Annotated in this window: 16 protein-coding genes and 1 pseudogene; 6 read left to right on the forward strand and 11 right to left on the reverse strand. The window is 69.8% G+C overall.

What is annotated here, in order from left to right:
- Positions 1 to 186: 186 nt before the first annotated feature.
- Together GVY39_RS26080 and GVY39_RS26085 are read right to left on the reverse strand one after the other, a co-directional pair.
- Positions 187 to 1,302, reverse strand: a pseudogene (locus GVY39_RS26080) (amino acid permease); the annotation flags it as partial.
- 8 nt (positions 1,303 to 1,310) lie between these two features.
- Entirely contained in the window at positions 1,311 to 2,777 is a 1,467-nt protein-coding gene (locus GVY39_RS26085) for a peptide MFS transporter (protein ID WP_159929147.1), read from the reverse strand.
- Positions 2,778 to 2,941: 164 nt separating this feature from the next.
- Here GVY39_RS26085 and GVY39_RS26090 point away from each other — a divergent pair, with 164 nt between their 5' ends.
- Positions 2,942 to 3,466 carry an SRPBCC family protein gene (locus GVY39_RS26090; RefSeq protein ID WP_159929149.1) on the forward strand — a complete coding sequence of 175 codons (525 nt, stop codon included), beginning with the start codon at positions 2,942 to 2,944 and terminating at the stop codon, positions 3,464 to 3,466.
- A 19-nt stretch (positions 3,467 to 3,485) separates the two neighbouring features.
- Here GVY39_RS26090 and GVY39_RS26095 read toward each other — a convergent pair whose 3' ends face one another.
- The 9 genes from GVY39_RS26095 to GVY39_RS26135 all read right to left on the reverse strand — a co-directional run bounded on the left by GVY39_RS26095 (position 3,486) and on the right by GVY39_RS26135 (position 12,734).
- Positions 3,486 to 4,433, reverse strand: a complete 948-nt coding sequence (locus tag GVY39_RS26095; protein WP_159929151.1) for a Ppx/GppA phosphatase family protein — start codon at positions 4,431 to 4,433, stop codon at positions 3,486 to 3,488.
- On the reverse strand, positions 4,426 to 4,965 hold the full coding sequence (locus tag GVY39_RS26100) for a DUF501 domain-containing protein (protein WP_159929153.1): 540 nt from the start codon (positions 4,963 to 4,965) through the stop codon (positions 4,426 to 4,428). Before GVY39_RS26100 ends, GVY39_RS26095 begins: the two co-directional genes overlap by 8 nt.
- Complete coding sequence (locus tag GVY39_RS26105) at positions 4,962 to 5,573, reverse strand: septum formation initiator family protein (RefSeq protein ID WP_159929155.1); 612 nt, start codon at positions 5,571 to 5,573, stop codon at positions 4,962 to 4,964. Before GVY39_RS26105 ends, GVY39_RS26100 begins: the two co-directional genes overlap by 4 nt.
- 90 nt (positions 5,574 to 5,663) lie before the next feature.
- Positions 5,664 to 6,950, reverse strand: coding sequence for a phosphopyruvate hydratase (gene eno, locus GVY39_RS26110; RefSeq protein WP_159929157.1), 1,287 nt, complete (start codon positions 6,948 to 6,950; stop codon positions 5,664 to 5,666).
- Between the two features lie 114 nt (positions 6,951 to 7,064).
- Entirely contained in the window at positions 7,065 to 7,790 is a 726-nt protein-coding gene (locus tag GVY39_RS26115; protein WP_159929294.1) for a lytic transglycosylase domain-containing protein, read from the reverse strand.
- Between the two features lie 96 nt (positions 7,791 to 7,886).
- Entirely contained in the window at positions 7,887 to 9,449 is a 1,563-nt protein-coding gene (locus tag GVY39_RS26120) for an ABC transporter ATP-binding protein (RefSeq protein WP_159929159.1), read from the reverse strand.
- The gene (locus GVY39_RS26125) at positions 9,446 to 10,294 is read right to left on the reverse strand and encodes an ABC transporter permease (RefSeq protein WP_159929161.1); all 849 of its coding nucleotides are present in this window, start codon (positions 10,292 to 10,294) and stop codon (positions 9,446 to 9,448) included. The genes GVY39_RS26120 and GVY39_RS26125 overlap by 4 nt, the downstream gene beginning before the upstream one ends.
- Positions 10,291 to 11,232: an ABC transporter permease gene (locus GVY39_RS26130; protein ID WP_236565680.1), complete on the reverse strand. Its 942-nt coding sequence runs from the start codon at positions 11,230 to 11,232 to the stop codon at positions 10,291 to 10,293. Before GVY39_RS26130 ends, GVY39_RS26125 begins: the two co-directional genes overlap by 4 nt.
- Positions 11,217 to 12,734 carry an ABC transporter substrate-binding protein gene (locus tag GVY39_RS26135; protein WP_159929163.1) on the reverse strand — a complete coding sequence of 506 codons (1,518 nt, stop codon included), beginning with the start codon at positions 12,732 to 12,734 and terminating at the stop codon, positions 11,217 to 11,219. Before GVY39_RS26135 ends, GVY39_RS26130 begins: the two co-directional genes overlap by 16 nt.
- A 321-nt stretch (positions 12,735 to 13,055) precedes the next feature.
- Here GVY39_RS26135 and GVY39_RS26140 point away from each other — a divergent pair, with 321 nt between their 5' ends.
- From GVY39_RS26140 to GVY39_RS26160, 5 genes are all read left to right on the forward strand, one after another.
- On the forward strand, positions 13,056 to 14,213 hold the full coding sequence (locus GVY39_RS26140) for a TauD/TfdA family dioxygenase (protein WP_195139765.1): 1,158 nt from the start codon (positions 13,056 to 13,058) through the stop codon (positions 14,211 to 14,213).
- The gene (locus GVY39_RS26145; protein ID WP_201295355.1) at positions 14,185 to 15,195 is read left to right on the forward strand and encodes an ornithine cyclodeaminase family protein; all 1,011 of its coding nucleotides are present in this window, start codon (positions 14,185 to 14,187) and stop codon (positions 15,193 to 15,195) included. The genes GVY39_RS26140 and GVY39_RS26145 overlap by 29 nt, the downstream gene beginning before the upstream one ends.
- Before the next feature lie 43 nt (positions 15,196 to 15,238).
- Complete coding sequence (locus GVY39_RS26150) at positions 15,239 to 16,594, forward strand: alanine racemase (RefSeq protein WP_370523827.1); 1,356 nt, start codon at positions 15,239 to 15,241, stop codon at positions 16,592 to 16,594.
- Between the two features lie 34 nt (positions 16,595 to 16,628).
- The gene (locus tag GVY39_RS26155; RefSeq protein WP_159929165.1) at positions 16,629 to 17,660 is read left to right on the forward strand and encodes a PLP-dependent cysteine synthase family protein; all 1,032 of its coding nucleotides are present in this window, start codon (positions 16,629 to 16,631) and stop codon (positions 17,658 to 17,660) included.
- 70 nt (positions 17,661 to 17,730) lie between these two features.
- Positions 17,731 to 19,134 carry an MATE family efflux transporter gene (locus GVY39_RS26160; RefSeq protein ID WP_159929167.1) on the forward strand — a complete coding sequence of 468 codons (1,404 nt, stop codon included), beginning with the start codon at positions 17,731 to 17,733 and terminating at the stop codon, positions 19,132 to 19,134.
- Positions 19,135 to 19,259 lie beyond the last annotated feature (125 nt).

The raw sequence follows: 19,259 nt of genomic DNA on the forward strand, positions 1-19,259 counted from the left end.
GCCGAGGGACACGTCTCAGTTGAGAGGCTGCGCCTCATTCTCCTATCAAGTCACACTCGGCTGGACCAGCTCCGGCCGCAGTGGACGATTCACGAAAAGGCCAACCTCACCGGCGGCACCCACCGTAAGAGTCACCCCGCGACCGGAGCTGATCTACCACCGCATTCGGCGGCAACGGAAGTCTCACACTGAGACCACCGTAGTGAGCCCGGCGAGGGCGCCGATCGAGATGATGTTCTTCGCCCAGGTCACTCCGTGGATGCCGAACGCCGTCGCCAGCGTCGCGTCGCCACCGGACAGCTCGGTGTAGGGCACCATGCCGGTGAGCACGAGCGAGACCGCGACGTAGAGGACCGTGACGATCAGCAGCGAGCCGAGGATGCCGCGGGGCACCGCCTTCTGCGGGTTACGGGTCTCCTCGGCCGTCGTGGCGACCACGTCGAAGCCGATGAACGCGAAGAACACCAGGCTGGCCGCGGCGAGCAGGCCGTACCAGCCGAAGTCGGTGTGCCCGGCGCCGGTCAGATAGGAGAACAGCGACTGCCGCAAGCCCTCGCCTTCTTCACCGGGCTGCGACGGCGGGATGTACGGCGAGAGGTTCGATGACTTGAAGTAGGTGAGGCCGACGACCAGCACCAACGCGATCACGCCCAGCTTGATGGCGACCGCCACGGCCGATACCCGCGAGGACACTTTGGTGCCGGTCGCGAGCAGCACACCGAGCACGGTGATCAGCAGGACCGCGCCCCAGTCGAAACTCACCGAGCCGATGTGCACGATCGGGGACGTGGTGCCGAGCACCTCGCCGAGATACTGCGACCAGCCCTTGGCCACCACCGCCGCGGCGAGCGCGAACTCCAGGATCAAGTCCCAGCCGATGATCCAGGCGACGAGTTCGCCGAAGGTGGCGTAGGAGTAGGTGTAGGCACTACCCGCGACCGGCACGGTGGAGGCGAACTCGGCGTAGCAGAGCGCGGTCAACCCGCAGGCGATGGCGGCGAACACGAAGGCGAGCGAGACCGACGGTCCCGCGACGTTGCCCGCGGTGCGTGCGGTGAGGGTGAAGATGCCCGCGCCGACCACGACAGCGACGCCGAAGACGGTGAGATCCCAGGCGGTCAGGTCCTTGCGTAGTTTCGAGTCGGGTTCGTCGGTGTCGCGGATCGACTGTTCGACGGACTTGGTGCGGAAAAGATCGCCCCACCGAGGCGAGACGTCACCCGCCGGTTCGGCTTGTGGCCCGGGGTTGGTCGTCACGCGTACTCCTTCATTCGTGCTGCTGTGCGTTTGTTCTGTACCCATACGGCGGGTCAATGCACGCCGGCCATGAACTTGCTGATCCATGGTGCGATGGCGGCGACGATCAGCCCCGCGCACACCACGACCGTCCCGGTGATGCCGAAGTAGGCGAACTCATGGCCCTGGTCATAGAACCGGGCCAAGCTACCCGACATCGACGTTCCGATACCAACCGAGAAAAAGTACAGTGCCATCATCTGAGCCCGGAAAGCTTCCGGTGCGAGTTGGGTGGTCACCGCAAGCCCGATGGGCGACAGCAGCAGTTCGGAGATCGCGAACACCGCCATGATCGCCAGCACGAGCAGGGCGGGCACGGCGCGTCCCGTGGTGCCGGACATGGGAACGAACAGCCAGAACGCCACTCCCATACCGATCACGCCGAGCGCGAATTTCCGGGGAGTGCTCGGGGCGCGCCGCCCCAGTCTCGTCCACAGCAGCGCGAACAACGGCGACAGCAGCAGCACCCAGACCGGCTGGATCGATCCGATCCAGCTCGAAGGCGCGGTCCAGCCCAGGATCGTCCAGTTCATCCGCTCGTCGGAGTAGACCGCCAGCACGGTGAAGATCTGCTTGAACAGCGACCAGAACACCGCGTTGGCCAGGAACAGCGGGAGGAACGCCCGCACCCGGCCGCGCTCGGACGGCGTGACCTCGGCGCTGGTGAGCAGCAGTGTGAAGTACCCGGCCGACGCGACGACCAAGACGCCCGTCGTCACTTCGGGCAGATTGTCCAGCGTCACGACGCCGGTCATCCACACCACCGCGATCAGCACCGCGGCGGCGGCCAGCGCGGCGCTGATCGGCACGGCGGCTCCGGGCGCGAGCGGGTGGGGCGCCCTGCGGCCGTGCGTGCCGAGATTGCGGCGGAACATCGCGTACTGGGCGAGGCCGAACGCCATGCCGATCGCGGCCGCACCGAAGCCGTAGTGGAAACCCAGGCGGGTCTGCAACAGGCCGGTGAGCAATGGCCCGGTGAACGCGCCGAGATTGATGCCCAGGTAGAACAGCGTGAATCCACCGGCCGCGCGGGCGTCACCCTGCGGATAGAGGGTGCCCAGCAGCGAGGACGCGTTGGCCTTCAAGCCGCCGCTGCCGAGCGCGACCAGCGCCAGCCCCGCCCCGACGCCGGACAGGCCGGGCAGCACGGCCAGGGCGATGTGCCCGGCCATGACGACCACGCCGCCGTAGAAGAGGGTGCGTTCCATCCCGAGCAACCGATCGGCGATCCAGCCGCCCAGCACGGTGGACAGGTAGACCAGGCCGCCGTAGGCGCCGACGATGCCGACGGCGGTGTCCTTGGCCAAGTCCAGACCGCCGTCGGTGGCCGAGTAGTACAGGTAGTACCCGAGGATGGTGACCATCCCGTAGAACGAGAACCGCTCCCAGAGTTCGACGCCGAACAGGTTGGCCAGCCCGATCGGGTGGCCGAACACGGTCGGTGTCCGCACTGATTCTCGCGAGGTCGTCGCTTCGATCATGCGACGAAGATCGCACCTCGGCCGGTGCGGAGGAGGATTCGTGTGTTCTGTTCAGGCGAGAGGAGAAACCCGGGCGCGCCGAAGGGTTTGCCCACCGCCGCATCGGGCAACCCGCAAGCGCAAGGCAAACCCGCCCCGGCCCGCACCCAGAAAGCGCTGAGCTGATGGTTCACGTGGAAATCACCGTGCCGACGACCCCGGAACAGGTTTTCGCCGTCCTATCCGACGGCTGGCTGTTCTGTGCCTGGGTGGTCGGCGCCACGCACATCCGAAACGTCGACGACGAATGGCCCGCCGCCGGTTCCGAGCTCCGCTACAGCGTGGGAGTCTGGCCGTTCACCGCGGAGGACACCACGCAGGTCGTCTCGGTGGACCCGCCGCACATGCTCGAACTCGAGGCCAAGTTCTCGCCCCTCGGCTCGGCGTGGATCCGTCTGGAACTCGTCGAGACCGTGCCCGGCGAAACCGAGATCCGGATGTACGAGCACGCGAAACGGGGGCTGGGCACGTTGATGCCCAACGTGCTGCAAGAGGTCCTTCTGGTGCCGCGGAACAAGGAGTCGCTCTCCCGGCTCGCCGATATAGCGGTCGGCAAGGCACGCCGGGCCGCGCACACCGGCACGGCGGTTCGCGCCGCCGCCGAGACGCACGCCGAGATCAAGTTCGACGGAAACGCCACGCGGAGCTGACCGGACGCGGCCCGGCCGGTCAGGCGATGGACAGGGCGATGCCGTCGAGGATGTCGTGCTCGCTGACGACCAGCTCGGAAATGCCCGCGCGCCGAGACAGTTCCTCGGCGAGCACTTCGGTGATGACCGCACCGCCGCCGATCACGTCGACCCGGCCCGGATGCATCGGGCCGAGCGCGGCGCGCTGATCGTGGTCCATGGCGATCAGGCGGTCGCAGACCTCGTGCACCTGGTCCATGGTCAGCCGGGTGAGATGCACCCGCTCCGAGTCGTACTGGGGGAGATCGAGCGCTACCGCGGCCAGGGTGGTCATCGTGCCCGCCACGCCGACCCAGGTGTGCGCCCCCTCCACCGGGACGTGAGTGAACGCCTCGGTCAACCGTTGGGTGGCGAAGGCGCGCGCGGCCGCGATCTGATCGGCGGTCGGCGGGTTGCCCGCCAGGCACCGCTCGGTGATCCGGACGCAGCCGATGTCCGCGGAGAACGCGGCGCGCACACCAGCGCTGTCGCCGAACACCAGCTCGGTCGATCCGCCGCCGAGGTCCACCACGACGAAGGGACCCGCGGCCTCGGACAGTTCGCCGATAGCGCCGCCGAACGACAGCCGCGCCTCCTCGTCACCGGTGATCACCTCGGCTTCGGCGCCCGCGACCACGGTGCCGAGTTCGGCGCGGGCCATGGCGAAGAAGTCCTCCCGGTTGACGGCGTCCCGGGTGGCGGACGTGGCCACCATCCGCACCCCGGAGACGCCCGCCTCGCGCATCAGCGCGGCGTAGTCGGCCAGCGCGGCACGGGTGCGTTCGATCGCCTCCGGCGCGAGCGAGCCCGTCGCGTCGACCCCCTGACCGAGACGGACGATCCGCATCTCGCGATGCACGTCGGCCAGGCGGCCGTCGCCGAGCACGTCGGCGATCAGCAGTCGGATGGAGTTCGTGCCGCAATCCACGGCGGCAACCCGGTCACTCATCGCTGTGCTCCAGTCTCTCGGGGCCGTTCGGCGGGTACGCAGGCCAGTCGGCGGGGATCGCGGTGCCGCGCAGGCCGTGCTCGGCGGCCAGCGCCACGGCCTCGTCACCGAGCGGGTTCACTCCCGGCCCCTTGGCCAGTGCGTGGGCGATCAGGACATGCAGGCATTTGACCCGCTCGGGCATCCCGCCGCCGGTGAAATCCGTGCCGAGCGATTCGATCTCGTCCCGTTCGGCCAGATAGCTCTCATGCGCGGCGCGATAGGCGGCGGCCAGCTCCGGGTCGGCGCCGAGCCGCTCGGTCATCTCACGCATCACACCGGCGGATTCCTGCCTGCTCGCTTCCGCGGTGAGCCGGGGATCGGTCAGGTAGTAGAGGGTGGGGAAGGGAGTGCCGTCCGGCAGCCGGGGCGCGGTCTTCACAACGGCCGGGATCCCGTCCGGGGTGCGGTAAGCGACGGCGAGCACGCCGCGCGGCGCACGGCCCAACTGCTCGGCGATGATCGCGAGATCCTGGTCGTTCGGTGCGCTCACCTGGGTCCTTCCAGTCCTTCCGGTGCTTGTGATGGCGGAGCGGCGGCAGGCGAAGGCCCCGGCTCGGAGATGCTGCGCCACAATTCGGTGTACCAGGGATCGGGTTCCCTGGCTCTGGTGGGCGCGGGCGGCGGGGCGGGCGCCTCGATGCCGGGCACCTGCACGATGTACGGGGTCTCACCGGGCATTACCAAGCGAAGACGGTCCCGCGCCTCGGTGCGGATGTAGGCCGGATCCTGTTGCTGGGCCCGGCGATCCCGCAACCGGGCCAGATCCGCCTCCAGTTCCTCGCGCTGCTGCGCCAGCTGCGCGGCCTCCGCGCGCTGGGTGAAGTACGTGCGCATCGGCACGGCGAGGGTGAGCGCGAGCCCGCACACCACCATCGCGAGGATCACCGCCTTGCCGGTGGAGAGCCCGAGGAAAGTGTGGTCGTGCTGCTCGGCGGCCGAACGCGACGCGCTCCTGCGCCATTTCGGCTTCTGGGCGGTCTCCGATCTCCTGCGGCCGCGCTTGGCCGCGGAGTCGGCCGGACGTGATCTGGCGGCACGCGACGTGCGGCGGTCCCCGCGTCCGGCCGGACTGGTCCCACGCGCACGTCGCTCCGTCATCTCACGCCTCGGTCTCTACTTCGCGGCGCTCCCGGCGCCCTGCGTGGTCACGCAGGCTACCTCCGCGGGGCACGCCGCTCGCACCGTGGGTCAGCCTTCGAACGCGAAGCGGGGGAACGCCACGTCGCCGGCGTAACGCGCCGAGTCGCCGAGCGCGTCCTCGATGCGCAGCAGCTGGTTGTACTTGGCGACACGCTCGCTGCGAGCCGGGGCGCCGGTCTTGATCTGGCCGCTGCCGACCGCGACGGCCAAGTCGGCGATGGTGGTGTCCTCGGTCTCGCCGGACCGATGCGACATCATCGTCTTGTAGCCGTTGCGGTGCGCCAGCTCCACCGCGTCCAGGGTCTCGGTGAGCGTGCCGATCTGGTTCACCTTTACCAGCAGCGCGTTGGCCGCGCCCTTGGCGATGCCCTCTTCCAGGCGCTCCGGGTTGGTGACGAACAGGTCGTCGCCGACGAGCTGGATCTTGTCGCCGATCTGGTCGGTCAGGGTGACCCAGCCGTCCCAGTCGTCCTCCGACAGCGGGTCCTCGATGGACACCAGCGGGTAGGCGTTGATCAGCTCGCCGTAGAACTGCGCCATCTCCTCGGCCGAGCGCACGGCGCCCTCGAACTTGTAGCCGCTGCCCGAGGTGTAGAACTCGGTGGCCGCGACATCGAGCGCGAGCGCGACGTCGCTGCCCAGCTTCAGGCCGGTCTTGGCGATGGCCTCGCTGATCAGGTCGAGCGCGGCCTTGGTGCTCGCCACGTCGGGCGCGAAACCGCCCTCGTCACCGAGGCCGGTGGCCAGACTCTTGGCCTTCAGCACCGCCTTCAGCGCGTGGTAGACCTCCGCGCCCCAGCGCAGCGACTCCTTGAAGGTCGCCGCGCCGATCGGGGCGACCATGAATTCCTGGACGTCGACGCCGGTGTCGGCGTGCGCGCCGCCGTTGAGGATGTTCATCATCGGCACGGGCAGCACGTGGGCGTTCGGACCACCGAGGTAGCGGAACAGCTCCAGGCCCGAGGACTCGGCGGCGGCGCGGGCCACGGCCAGCGAAACGCCGAGCAGCGCGTTGGCGCCGAGGCGGGACTTGTCCTGGGTGCCGTCCAGGTCGAGCAGAACCTGATCGACGGTGCGCTGCTCCACGGCGTCCAAGCCGATCACGGCGGGCGCGATCTCGTCGAGCACGCCCTCGACCGCCTTGCGCACGCCCTTGCCGCCGTAGCGCTCGCCGCCATCGCGCAGTTCGACGGCCTCGTGCTCGCCGGTGGACGCGCCGGAGGGCACGGCCGCCCGGGTCAGGGTGCCGTCGTCGAGAGCGATCTCGACCTCGACGGTGGGGTTACCGCGGGAATCCAGGATCTCGCGAGCTCCGACCTGTTCGATGATGGCCACGAAAACGACACTCCTTCGGCTGCTGACACGGTAGGTCTCACGGGATGGGCCGTGCGCTGCGAGCCTATCGTCCCGGCCGCGCCGCGGGTAACCGGCACTCCGGGGACCGGCGGATCACACCCGGCGGCCGACGCTGTAGCTGGCGGCCCGGTCACGCACGGTCAGCAGGTAGCTGCGCGACTGGTTGTAGGTGAGCAACGCCCGCTGCCAGCCGTGCTCGGAGGTGAGGTCGCCGCCGCTCGCGCACAGGTACCGGGCCGCGGTGAGCGCGGCGTCGTCGATGTTCTGCGGATCGGCGACGCCGTCTCCGTTGGCGTCCACGCCCCAGCGCTTCCAGGTCTCCGGGATGAATTGCAGCGGACCGACGGCGCGGTCGTGCACCGGATCGCCGTCGAGCGCGCCGCCGTCGCTGTCGGCGATCCGCGCGACGCCCGGTGCGCCGTCCAGCGGGATGCCGATGATCGGCGGGCGGACCGAGCCGTCGTCGCCGACCTCCGAACCGCGATGGGTGCCGTGCTTGCTCTCCACGCTCGCGATGCCCGCGAGCGTGGTCCACGCGATGCCGCAGCCGGGACGGGCCCGGGTCATCACGGCGGCCGCGTAGCCGTAGGCCTCCAGCGCGATCGACGGGATACCCAGCCGATCGGCCTGTTCGTCGGACCAACCACGCAATTGGACGGCCGTGCGTCCGGGAGCGTCCAGGTCGATCACGGGCAGCGGGGTGCCCGGGCCGGGCGGAATGCCCTCCGGGATGGGGGTGCGGTCGATCCCGCAACCGGCGAGCCCGAGGATCACCACGACGGCGGCGCAGGCGCCGGTCTTTCGCAACACCCCTTCCATGATCCAGATGACGGCGAGTGCCCACGGCAAGCGGGTGATCGAGTCCACTGCGTGTCGGGTGCGCGCATGACTGTCCCCGCGGCGGCGGGGCCCGGGTCAGACCAGCAGCTCACTGGTCGCGTTGTGCGCGGGTGCGGCGAGAACGGTTCCGGTGTGGCCGGATTCGACGATGCGTCCGTGATCGAGGACGAGCAGCCTCGGGCAATATTCGGCGACCAACGCCATGTCGTGGGTGATGATCAGCAGGGCGGTGTCGTGCTCGGCCCGGATCCGGTCCAGAAGTGCCATGATCGCTGCCGCGGTGGCGTGATCGAGGGCCGAGGTGATCTCGTCGCACAGGAGCACGGCGGGGTCGGCGGCCAACGCACGGGCCAGCGCCACCCGTTGGCGTTGGCCGCCGGACAGCTCGTGCGGGTAGCGGGCGGCCAGGTCGGCGGACAGCTCCACCGCGGCGAGGAACTCGGTGATCCGCCGCGCGAGATCGCGGCGCGGGACGCGGCCGATTCGCCGTAGCGGGCGGCCCAGCGTTTGCGCGACCGTGCGGCGCGGGTTGAGCGCGGATCTGGGGTTCTGGGTGACCAGCTGAATGCCGCCCGCGCCGTAGCGGATACGCCGTCCCCGCCCGACCGTGACCGGCTCGCCGCGCAGGGTGAGCGACCCGCTCGCGCGATCGTGCAGACCCGCGATGACGCGCGCCAGCGTGGTCTTGCCCGCGCCCGACGCGCCCACCACCGCGAGCGCCGAACCCGCGCCGAGCGCGAGGTCGATATCGGCAAGCACCTGATGGCCGTCGATGGACGCGGTGATTCCCCGTGCGCGCAGGACATCTCGATCGTCCGTCGCGGTAGCAGGTGAACGCTCGCGGCCGTTCGGCTCGTCGCGAACCGCCGCGGACGCACGCGGCCCTGATTCGGCATCGGAAACCGCTGCGGAGACGGCGGTTCGTGACGCCGAGCCCGGACCGATCGGCGATGACGCCGGGCGACCGTCCCCGAGTTCGACGACGTCGTCGGCGATCGAGTGCACGAGGGCGGTGTCGTGCCCGGACAGCAGGATCGCCGCAGACCGCTCCCGAGCCAGTGCGGCGAGTTGTCCGGCGATGTCGGTGCGCAGGGCGCCGTGCAGCCCGGCGAGCGGCTCGTCGAGCACCAGCACGCCGGTCCGGCGGATCAGCGCCCTGGCGAGGGCGACGCGGCGCTGCTGACCGCCGGAGAGTTCCCCGGGGCGGCGGTGCAGGTAGTCCGGCGACAGGCCGACCAGCGCCAGCGTATCGGTGAGGGTGGACTTGGACGCGTCCGGAGCCACTTCGCGCAACAGGGCGCGCACGCGCAGCAGTGGGTTCAGCGCCGATCCCGGATCCTGTCCCACGTAGGCGATGTGCCTGCGCCGGAAACGACGCAGCGCGTCGCGATTCAGCGCGAACACGTCGTGCCCGGCGACCGACGCCGAACCGGTCGTTCGCGCCGCGGTGGAAGGCAGTTGGCCGAGCAGTGCGCGCATCACCGTGGTCTTGCCGGACCCGGACGGACCGGTGAGCGCGGTGACCGTGCCCGCCGGTATCCGGAAGGTCGCGGGACCGGCCAGTTCCCGCCCGTCCGCGGCGAGCACGGTCAGGTTCTCGACCGCGACGAGGTCGTGCACCGGAATGTCGTCGTTCATTCCCGCACCCCTCGTCCGAACGCCGTCACCGCCAGGTTCACACTCACCGCGACGATCGCGATCGCAAGACTCGGGGCCAGCACGGCCCAGGGATTGAGCAGCATGCCGGAGGCGTTCTCGCGCACCATGACCGCCCAGTTGCTCGCACCGAGCGTGGTGGGCAGTTGCAGGAAGGACGCCGTGCTCACGAGGTAGACCGCGGCCACGAAACGCAGCCCGAGCTGGGTGGTCAGGACTTCGCGCATGTTCGGGATCACCTCCCGGAAGACCAGATGCCGCAGCGGCTCGCCCGCGGCCAGCGCGCTCTCCACGAACCCGGACGCCGCGACCCCCGCGGCCGCCGCCGCGAAGATCCGTGCGCAGTACGGCACGCCGAACAGCAGCGCCACCACGATGAGTCCGACGCTGCCCGCGTCCGGCCAGGAAGTCAGTACCAGCAGGATGCCCAGCACCGCCGGGATCAGGATGAACAAGTCGGTGCCCAGCTCGATCATCGCGCCGATGCGCGGACGCAGGGCGGCGACCGCGCCGAGCACACACGACAGACCGGTGACCGCCACCGCGATGACAGCCGACAGCAACAGCAATCCCCAACCGCCGTAGAGCACTTGGCTGAGCACATCCCGGCCGAGCCGGTCGGTGCCGAGCACCGCGCCGTCGCCGGGATCACCGAACGGTATGCCGACCGCCTCCTGCGCGGCGTGCGGTGCCAGTGTCGGCCCGAGCACCGACAGCATGGTGACCACCAGCGCGGGCGCGACGGTCAGCAGGCCCAGCCCGCGCTTCGCCCGCCGACGCTCTGCGCCTGTCGCCCTTGTTCTGCGCACCGCCCTGGAAACGGTCATCGCCGCCCCCGCAACGACCAGGTACGGATGCCGTCGGCGGCGGCCAGCATGACCATGATCACCACTCCGGACAGCGCGACCACCGCGGCGACCACCGAGGTGTCGCGGTCGGCCACCGAACCGGCCAGGACCGCACCGAGACCGGGGTAGTTGAAGATGGTCTCCACCACCAGGGCGCCGCCGAGCACCATCCCCACCGTGGTGGCGAAGCTGGCGACGATCGTCGGCAACGCGAAGGGCAGCACGTGCCGAGTGAGCACGACCCGCGTCGAAAGTCCGTCCAGCACCGCGCTTTCCACGTGCGGCGCGAGCGCCGCGTCGGAAAGGGCGGCGCGCACCACCCTGGTGTTCCACCCGATCTGCGGCAACGCGAGCGCGAGCACCGGCAGCACCAGCATTTGCGGCCCGGCCGGGAATCCGGACCGGTCGGTGATGGTGACGGCGGGCAGCCAGCCGAGCGCCAGCGCGAAGATCAGGATCAGCACCGTCGAGATCACGAACTCCGGGACCGCCACCGCCGTGGTCGTCACCGGCTGCAATACGCGTGCCGCCGCACTGCCCGGGCGGGTCGCCCACCACGCGCCCAGCGCGAGGGAGGCGAGCACGGTCAGCGCCAGGGCGAGTCCGCCGAGCAGCAGCGTCGGCGGGAACTTGTCGACGAGCAGGTCGTTGACCGACCGCCCGCGCGCGGTACGCCCGAAATCACCGGTCGCCACACCCGATATCCAGTCCCGGAACCGCATCGCCAGCGGGCGGTCCAGGCCGAGTTCGTGTTCTTTGGCCGCGATCTGCTCCGGCGTGGCCTCCCGGCCGAGGACGGCACGGGCGGTATTCCCCGGCAGCAGATCCACCGCCACGAAGACGCACGCCAGCAGCGTCACCAGCAGGATGACGCGCCGCAAGAGGAGTCGCGCGAAGGAGATCACTCGGCCAGCCAAGCCCTTTCCAACTGAACCCGGGCGAACCCGCCGAGGGTGGGCAGTTCGCGCACCCGGGAGGAGGCGATATCGATGCCGTCGGCCATACCCCAGACCAGGTAGCCGCCACGCTCGTACTGGATGCGCTGCACTTCCTGGGCGGCCTGCTGGTACTCCGAATCGCTGCGCGCGGCGGAAGCCTTGGCGGTGGCGGCGTCGAAAGCCGCGTCCTTGAAGGCCGTTTCGTTGCGGTTGGAGCCGCTGGAGAGCAGATTGCTGGCGAAGAAGAGCGTGGAGTCGTTGGTGCCCCAGGAGACCGTGTACAGCGGCGCCTTCAGCCAGGTCTGGTCGTAGAAGGCGTTGGGCTCCTGGGTGACCACCTCGAGCCGGACGCCGATGTCGGCGAGCTGGGTGGCGATGACCTTCGCCGACTCGACCTCGCCGGGGGCCTCCGCCTTGGTGACGAGCGGATAGCTGCGGCCGGTGTCGAAATTCGCTTCGCGCAGCAGCGCCTTCGCGCGGTCCACGTCGCGGGTGCGCTGGGCGATGGAGGTGTCGTAGAGCGGGTCGCCGGTGCCGAGGATGTCGTTGGCCACCGACCCGTAGCCCGAATGCACCTGGTTCACCAGGGCTTTGCGGTCGACGCCCAGCCGCAGCGCGGTGCGTACCCGCGCGTCGGAGAACGGACCGTCGGAGGTTCGCATGGCCACGCCGAGCATCGTGTCGTTCGGGCGGCGAACGACCGTCAGGTCGCCGCGTCCCTCGGCGGTGCGTCCGGCGATGGCGCCGACGTTGGAGGCGAAGTCGATCTGCCCGCCGAGCACCGCGTTGCCCAGCGCGGTGACGCTTTCGAACATGGTGACCTCGATCGCGTCCAGCAGCGGCGGTGTGCCGTGCCACCGGTCGTTGCGCACCAGCCGGGCGTTGCCGCCGTGGTAGGACTCCAACCGGAACGGTCCGCTGCCGATCGCCTCGGTGAAGTCCGTGGTGTCCTTCTTGACCGTGAAGGTCATCAACCGGACCAGTAGCGGCAGTTGGGTATTCGGCGCGGGCACCGTGAGGATCACCCGGTTCGGCCCGTCTGCGGTGATGTCCTCCACGGCCACCGGCATCTTCGAGGCGCCGCCGACCGTGCGCAGTCTGCGCAGCGACCACACGACGTCCTCGGACGTCACCGGAGACCCGTCGTGGAATGTCGCGTTCTCGGCCAGCGTGAAGCTCCACCGCCGCCGATCGGCGTCCGGCTCCCAGCGCGTGGCCAGGCGCGCAGCGACATTCGGGTTTCCGCCCGGCACAGTGAGGGCGTCGTAGACCAGCGAGGTGACCAGGAAGTCGCTGTCGTTGCTGAGGTTGGCGTGCGGATCGCGTTCGATGCGGGCCGCGGTGCCGAGCGCGCCGACGCGCAGCGTGCCGCCGCGCCGCGCGGGCCCGGAGGAGTTCGTGCCGTCGAAACATGCGGCTACCAGCAGTAGCGCCCCGACGCCGAGACCAGACCCCAGCAGTTGCCGTCGATTCAAAACCATTGCGCTGCCCTCTTCCTGAACCGAACCCACGGCGGTACCCGCACTCAGTGTATTGATCAGGACAGGCTAGCCTAATGGGTTGCGCGACTCGCCGGTAGCGGCACCAAAACGGCAGCACTGGGGCGTACCGCCCGCAAACTCATCGAAACAAGCCCCGGCGCACCCGTAGACGACCACCCGAGTCGCAACCCAAGTTATGCGATTCGGCTATTTTTTCGCCGACGCGCTTAGGTAAGCCTTGCTTCACTCCATGGGAAGGGCTACCTTCGCATACTAATCGTTCACCCTGCTTTTCGAACCGATGCGAAGAAGGGACCTCCGGTGGAAAGCGTTCTCTCCGAACGTAAGACGCTTCACCAACAAGATCTCGAACGACGCGAGTTTTCCGCTGAGGCGGGCCGGGCGGTGCGCGAACTCGCCAGAGAGATCTCCGCCACACTCGACCTCGCCCTCACCGATCCGGCCGCCGCCGCGCGCACGCTCGCAGACCCGGCGCTGATCGAACGGATCGATGCCGGCGCCGCGCAGCTCCCGGCCGAGCTGCGTCACGCCGTGCGGCCGCCCGCCACAGCGGCGGGAGCCGCCATCGTCGGCCGTCTTCCGCTGTCGGACAACGAACTCGGGCCGACGCCGCCGAGCTGGCGCGAGGCGGCGCGCTGGAGCGGTGATCCGGCGCTGCGCGCACACTCGTTCGAACTCGACCTGGTCATGCTGCTGCTCGCGCGCAGCGCGGGCGAGCCGTTCGGCTGGCAGGGACAGCAGGACGGGCGGTTGGTCAACAACATCGTCCCCGCGGCCGGTCACGAGCACGAACAGTCCGGCGCCAGCAGCAGAGTACTGCTGAGCCCGCACACCGAGGACGCCTTCCATCCGCGGCGCGCGCACCTGCTGATGCTCGGCTGCCTGCGCAATCCGGACCTGGTCGGCACCACCGTCTCGTCGGTGCGCCGGATCGAACTGTCCACCGAGCAGCGTGCCGTGCTCAGCACGCCCACGCTGCCGATCCTGCCGGACGTCTCCTACGGTGACGGCCACGAAATGTATTGCGCAGCGCCGATTCCGACGCTATGGAGCGCGGGCGGACCCGACCAGCAGACGCTGCGTTACGACCCCGCGTACACCCCGCTCGCGGAAGCCGATCCCGAATTCCGCGCTGCCTACGAGCAGCTCACCGCGGAACTCGAACGCGTCTGCGTGACCGCCGCGCTCGAGCCCGGCGAGCTGTTGCTGGTGGACAACGACGTGGCCGTGCACGGCCGGGTGCCGTTCACCGCACGGTACGACGGCACCGACCGGTGGCTCAAGCGAGTGAACATCCGGCTTCCGGAACGACGGCGGCGGACCGGGGAAGCGGATGAGAATGGCTACGGGCAACAAATCGTAGCCCCGTTCCGAGCGGCGCTCACTTCGCCGGTCGAGAGCGGCACTGATGAGCGGGATGCGGTACGACATGATCGAGGACCCTTTGAGCACGCGTGACCGAAGCACACCCCTGCGGGTGTTGAGCCGCAGCGACCTCGCCGACGTGCCGATCACGCCGGCCGCGGTGGTGCGCGCGGTGGAAGAGGCGTATCTGGCGTTCGCCGCCGGTGATTCGGACAACCCGCGCAAGCTCAGCGTCGCGAACCCGGACGGCTGGTCGGTCGCCTACGCCATGCTCGGCCGCGACGGCCGCAGGCGCGTGGTCGCGATGAAGACCTCCTACAAGTTCGACCCCGGCCACGATCGCAGCACGAAGCGGTACTACACGACCATCACGCTCTACGACGACAGCACCGGCGCGCCGATCGCGATGATGGACTGCGCGCGTGTCGGCGCGCTGCGCACGCCCGCGGTGTCGGCCCTGCTGGTGCGCGAGACCATCCGGCGCGGCGCGGAGAGCGTGCTGCTGATCGGCACCGGAACCCAGGGCCGCAACGCCCTTCCGCATCTGCTCGCCGCGAATCCGCAGCTGCGCAAACTGATGGTCTACGGGACGCACCCCGAGGGGCTGGCGGCCGTGCACCGCGGGCTCGCCGAGCACCATCCGCACGCGCTGCTCGAGACCGTGACCGATCCCCGCGCGGCGGCGGCGACCGCCGATGTCGTGCTGGCAACCGCGGGTCCCGCCACCGAGGTCGCGCTCGAATCCGAGGATCTGGCACCGGGTTCGGTGGCCGTGCTGGTCGGTTACGGACTCGCGCCGTCCACGCTGAGCGATGCCGACCGGGTGATCGCGACCAGCGCCGAGCAGATGGCGCTGACCGGCACCGACATGGCGGGCCCCGACGGCACGCTGCGTCCGGTCGACGCCGAACTGCCGCAGATCCTGAGTCGTCGGGCGGTCGCGCGGCGCTCGGACGACGAGCGAGTCTTCGTCTACAACAGCGGCCTGGTGCTGACCGACATCGCGGTGGCCCACGCGCTGGCCGAGCGGGCGATCGCGGAAGGCCGGGGCACGGAGGTGCCGCTGTGGGACTAGCGCACGGAGGTGCACGGTGGGCCTAGAACACACGGGTACCGTCGTGGAACCGGGATCGGATGCGGACGCGCACGATTCGATCAGCGCGGCGCCGATGCCCGCGCATCTCGATCCGTGGGAGCGCCGACTGCTCACCGATCCGGATCTGCTCGGTGACCTGGCTTTCGCGATGGGCGGCCCGTTCCATGTGATGTATCCGGCGCGGGTGGCACACAACATCCAGGCGTTCCATGCAGCTTTCACGCACGCCGGGGTGCACGGCGCGATCTACTACGGAAAGAAGGCGAACAAGGCCGCGTGCATCGCACGGGCGTGCGCGGAACACGGCGTGGGCGTGGACGTCGCCAGCGTCGGCGAACTGACCGCCGCGCTGGCCCAGGGCGTCCGCGGTGACGAGCTCATGGTGACCGGACCGGCCAAGGCCGACGATTTGCTCTGGCTGGCCGCCCGGCACGGTTCGCTGATCGCCGTGGACGATCCCGCCGAGCTCGACCGGCTCGCCGCACTGGCCTCCTCCGCGGCGCCCGCGCGCGTGCTGATCCGAGTGCTGCCCGCGGCCTCGGCCAGCCGGTTCGGCATGACATCCGGCGAAATCGACGACGCGCTGGCGGTGTGCGGCAGCCGCGACTCGATCCGGCTGGAGGGCTTCAGTTTCCACCTGTCCGGCTACGACGCGGTGGCGCGCGCGGAACTGGCGGGCGAGCTGATCGCCCGCTGCCTGCACGCCCGCACACTCGGGCATCCGGCCACCACCGTGTCGATCGGCGGAGGTTTCGGCGTCGACTACGTTCCGGCCGAGGCCGCGCTGGAGTTCGCCGAACGGGTGGGCAGGCAGTGGTTCCACTCCGGGAAGTCCTTCGACTCGTACTACCCGTACCACTTTCCGGTACCCGGTGCGGCCATGCTCGCGCAGATCCTCGCGCACGAAGATCTCGCCGGACGGCTGCGCGACAACGCCCTGCGCCTGGCGATCGAACCGGGACGCGCGCTGCTGGCGCACGCGGGCTGCACCGTCTTCCGCGTGCAGGGCAGCAAGACCAGGCACGCGCACGGCCGGCCCTACCGGCTGCTCACCGTCGACGGCACCAGTCTCAGTCTCTCGGAGCAGTGGTTCGACAGCGAGTACCTGCCCGATCCGGTGCTGTGGCCCGCGCGGCCGGGCGCCGTGACGCCGACCAGCGTCGGCGCCGCCACCTGTCTGGACTCCGACATGCTCAGCTGGCGCCGGGTGCCGCTACCCCGCCCCGCCGAGATCGGCGATCTGCTGATCTACCCGAATACCGCCGGCTACCAGATGGATTCGAACGAATCCGCCTTTCACGAACTCCCCATCCCACCGAAAGTCGTGCTGCACGACGCACCCGGCGAGCGTTTCCGCTGGACCCGCGACGGTAGCTGACTCGACATCCCCCGATACGAACCAGGAGAGATCAATGCCGCTCGTCACGCGCGTGACGGATCTGATCGGCCGCACGCCGCTGTTCGAGCTCGCGGCCACCGCGACGGGCACCCGCTTACTGCTCAAGCTCGAGCAGTTCAACCCGACCGGTGCGGCCAAGATCAGGATGGCGCGCGAGATGGTGCTCGACGCCGAGCGCCGCGGTTTGCTGCGCAGTGGCGGACATATCATCGAATCCACGTCCGGAAACACCGGGCTCGGCCTCGCGGTAGTTGCCGCCGAACGTGGGTATCGCTTCACCGCGGTAGTCGACCATCACGCATGTAAGGACAAACTGCGCGCGATGCGGGCAATGGGTGCGGAACTGGTGTATGTCGCCGACGAGGGCGACGACAACCTGGCCACCTCGGCACGGGAGGACCTTGCCGAGGCGATGGCGGCCGAGCGTGACGACGCGTTCTTCACCGAGCAGCACAACAACGACGCCAACGCCGTGGGCTACTACGCGGTGGCCGAGGAGTTGCTCGAAGAAGTCGAGAGGGTGGACATCCTGCTGTCGGCGGTGGGTACCGGCGGTTCGCTGTTCGGCACCGCGACCCGGCTGCGCCAGCTGGGCTGCACACCCCACGTGATCGGCGTCGAGCCGGTCGGTTCCATCGCCTTCGGCGGGCCGGGCGGCCCGTACTGGCAGTCGGGCACCGGTACCCCGCCGGGCGCGACCATCGGCACCGCCGTCGACTATTCACTACTCGACGAGGGCGTGAAGGTCTCCGACGTGGCGGCGTTCGCGACCGTCCGCGCGGTGGCGGCCGAACTTGGCCTGATGATCGGCGGGTCGGCGGGCGGCTCGGTGCACGCCGCGCTCACCCGGCTCGAGGAGTTCCCGCCCGGCTCCACCGTGGTCACCATCGTGTGCGACGGCGGGGAGAAGTACCTGGACACGGTGTTCGACGACGAGTGGATGAACGAGCGCGACCTGCTCGACGCCGATGCCGAACGCTCGGTCGCGGACATGCTGCGGCGCTACACGCCCGCCGCGCGCCAGACTCTGGTGGAGGCGCGGTGAACTCCGATCGGTCGTACGGCGCGACGCCGCGCCCGCGCGGGACGCTCCCGTCGGTTGCGAAGGAGGACCGGTGATCATTTCGAGCTTCCGTGGCGACGGCGGGCGGCTCACCGCGCTCGCCACGCCGATCGCGCTCACCCAGCTGGCGCAGATCGCGGTGTCCACCACCAACATCGCGCTGATGGGCACGCTCGGTGTCCGGCAGGTGGCCGCGGGCGGGCTGGCGATCGTGCTGTTCAACCAGATCCGCACCATGTGCGTCGGGTTGATCACCGGCAGCGGCAACCAGATCGCCACCGCGGTGAGCTCCGCGGGCAAACGCGGCACGTCACCGGATCCGGAGATCCGTGACCTGCTGCGGTCGAGTTTCGCGATCGCCACGGTCGCCGGCCTCCTCGGCGGCGCGGCGCTGATCGGACTCGGCTGGGTGCTGCCGTGGCTCGGACAGGACCCCGGAGTGCTCGCCGACGCCCGTCCGCTGATGGTGGCCCTCGCGCCGGGCCTGCTGCCGTGCCTGTGGTTCCAGGTCCTGCGCCAGTACACCGTCGGCATGCAGCGTCCGCAGGCTCTGTTGCTGGTGACGCTCGGCTCGGTGGCGCTGAACCTGCTGCTGGCGCTCGGCTTCATCCACGGCAAGGCGGGGCTGCCCGAACTCGGGCTCACGGGCATCGGCGTCGCGACCTCGCTGGTGTTCCTGATCACCTTCGGCGTGTTCTGGGCAATGGTCTGGCGCGACGAGGAACTCGGCCGCACGCTGCCGATGACTCCGCTGCCGGTGCGCCTGGCGACGGTGCGCGCCGAGTTGAAGCTGGGTACGCCGATCGCCTTGACCTACGGCTCCGAGGCGGGCATGTTCTCGGTGCTCGCCCTGGTCATGGGCAGCATCGGACCAGCAGCGCTGGCCGCGCACAACGTCGTCTACCAGATCATCTACATCGTCTTCCAGGTGGCGATCGGCCTGTCGCACGGTGCCTCGATCCTGGTCAGCCACGCGGTCGCCCGCGACGAGCACGCGCACGCCCGCGCGCTGGCCTGGCTCGCCCTGCGACACGCCGCGGTGATCGCGGCGGTGACCGGCGCGGTGTACGTGGTCGCCCCCGATGTGGTGCTGCGCCCCTTCCTGGATTCCTCGGACGCCGACACCGTACGGATCGCGCACACCTTGCTGCTGATCGGCATCGTGCTGCAATTCTTCGACGCCGCCCAGAACATCGGCACCGGCCTGCTGCGCGGCCTCAAGGCGACCAACGCGGGCTTCCGGCTCTCGTTGATCGGCTACTGGGGCGTCGGCCTGCCCGTCGCCCTGCTGCTGGCCTACCCGGCCGGCCTCGGCGCCGCGGGCGTCTGGTGGGGGCTCACCGCGGGTCTGGCCACCACCGCGATCCTCATGCTGCGCCGCTACTTCGCATTGCTGGGCGAGCTGGACCGCGACCGGCCGCGGCTGCTCCCGGAAACCCTCACCACACCGACCTGATCCGGTGCCGGCGTCCTCCTACCCCACCGTTGGTCGGGTAGGAGGACGCTGGCGATCGCCGAAGCCGACTTCCCGAGGGCGCGCCTCGCGTAGCGTTGAAGGGTCGTTCGGTCGGGCTGTCACAG

The organism is Nocardia sp. CY15 (assembly GCF_009829295.1).
GTDB classification, from domain to species: Bacteria; Actinomycetota; Actinomycetes; order Mycobacteriales; family Mycobacteriaceae; genus Nocardia; species Nocardia sputi.

Bases quoted from the DNA above. Each gene is read 5' to 3' on its own strand.
- GVY39_RS26085 (WP_159929147.1), bottom strand. From the start codon at position 2,777: ATGATCGAAGCGACGACCTCGCGAGAATCAGTGCGGACACCGACCGTG.
- GVY39_RS26105 (WP_159929155.1), bottom strand. From the start codon at position 5,573: ATGACGGAGCGACGTGCGCGTGGGACCAGTCCGGCCGGACGCGGGGAC.
- GVY39_RS26090 (WP_159929149.1), top strand. From the start codon at position 2,942: ATGGTTCACGTGGAAATCACCGTGCCGACGACCCCGGAACAGGTTTTC.
- GVY39_RS26145 (WP_201295355.1), top strand. From the start codon at position 14,185: ATGATCGAGGACCCTTTGAGCACGCGTGACCGAAGCACACCCCTGCGG.
- GVY39_RS26095 (WP_159929151.1), bottom strand. From the start codon at position 4,433: ATGAGTGACCGGGTTGCCGCCGTGGATTGCGGCACGAACTCCATCCGA.
- GVY39_RS26120 (WP_159929159.1), bottom strand. From the start codon at position 9,449: ATGAACGACGACATTCCGGTGCACGACCTCGTCGCGGTCGAGAACCTG.
- GVY39_RS26115 (WP_159929294.1), bottom strand. From the start codon at position 7,790: ATGGAAGGGGTGTTGCGAAAGACCGGCGCCTGCGCCGCCGTCGTGGTG.
- GVY39_RS26155 (WP_159929165.1), top strand. From the start codon at position 16,629: ATGCCGCTCGTCACGCGCGTGACGGATCTGATCGGCCGCACGCCGCTG.
- GVY39_RS26135 (WP_159929163.1), bottom strand. From the start codon at position 12,734: ATGGTTTTGAATCGACGGCAACTGCTGGGGTCTGGTCTCGGCGTCGGG.
- GVY39_RS26125 (WP_159929161.1), bottom strand. From the start codon at position 10,294: ATGACCGTTTCCAGGGCGGTGCGCAGAACAAGGGCGACAGGCGCAGAG.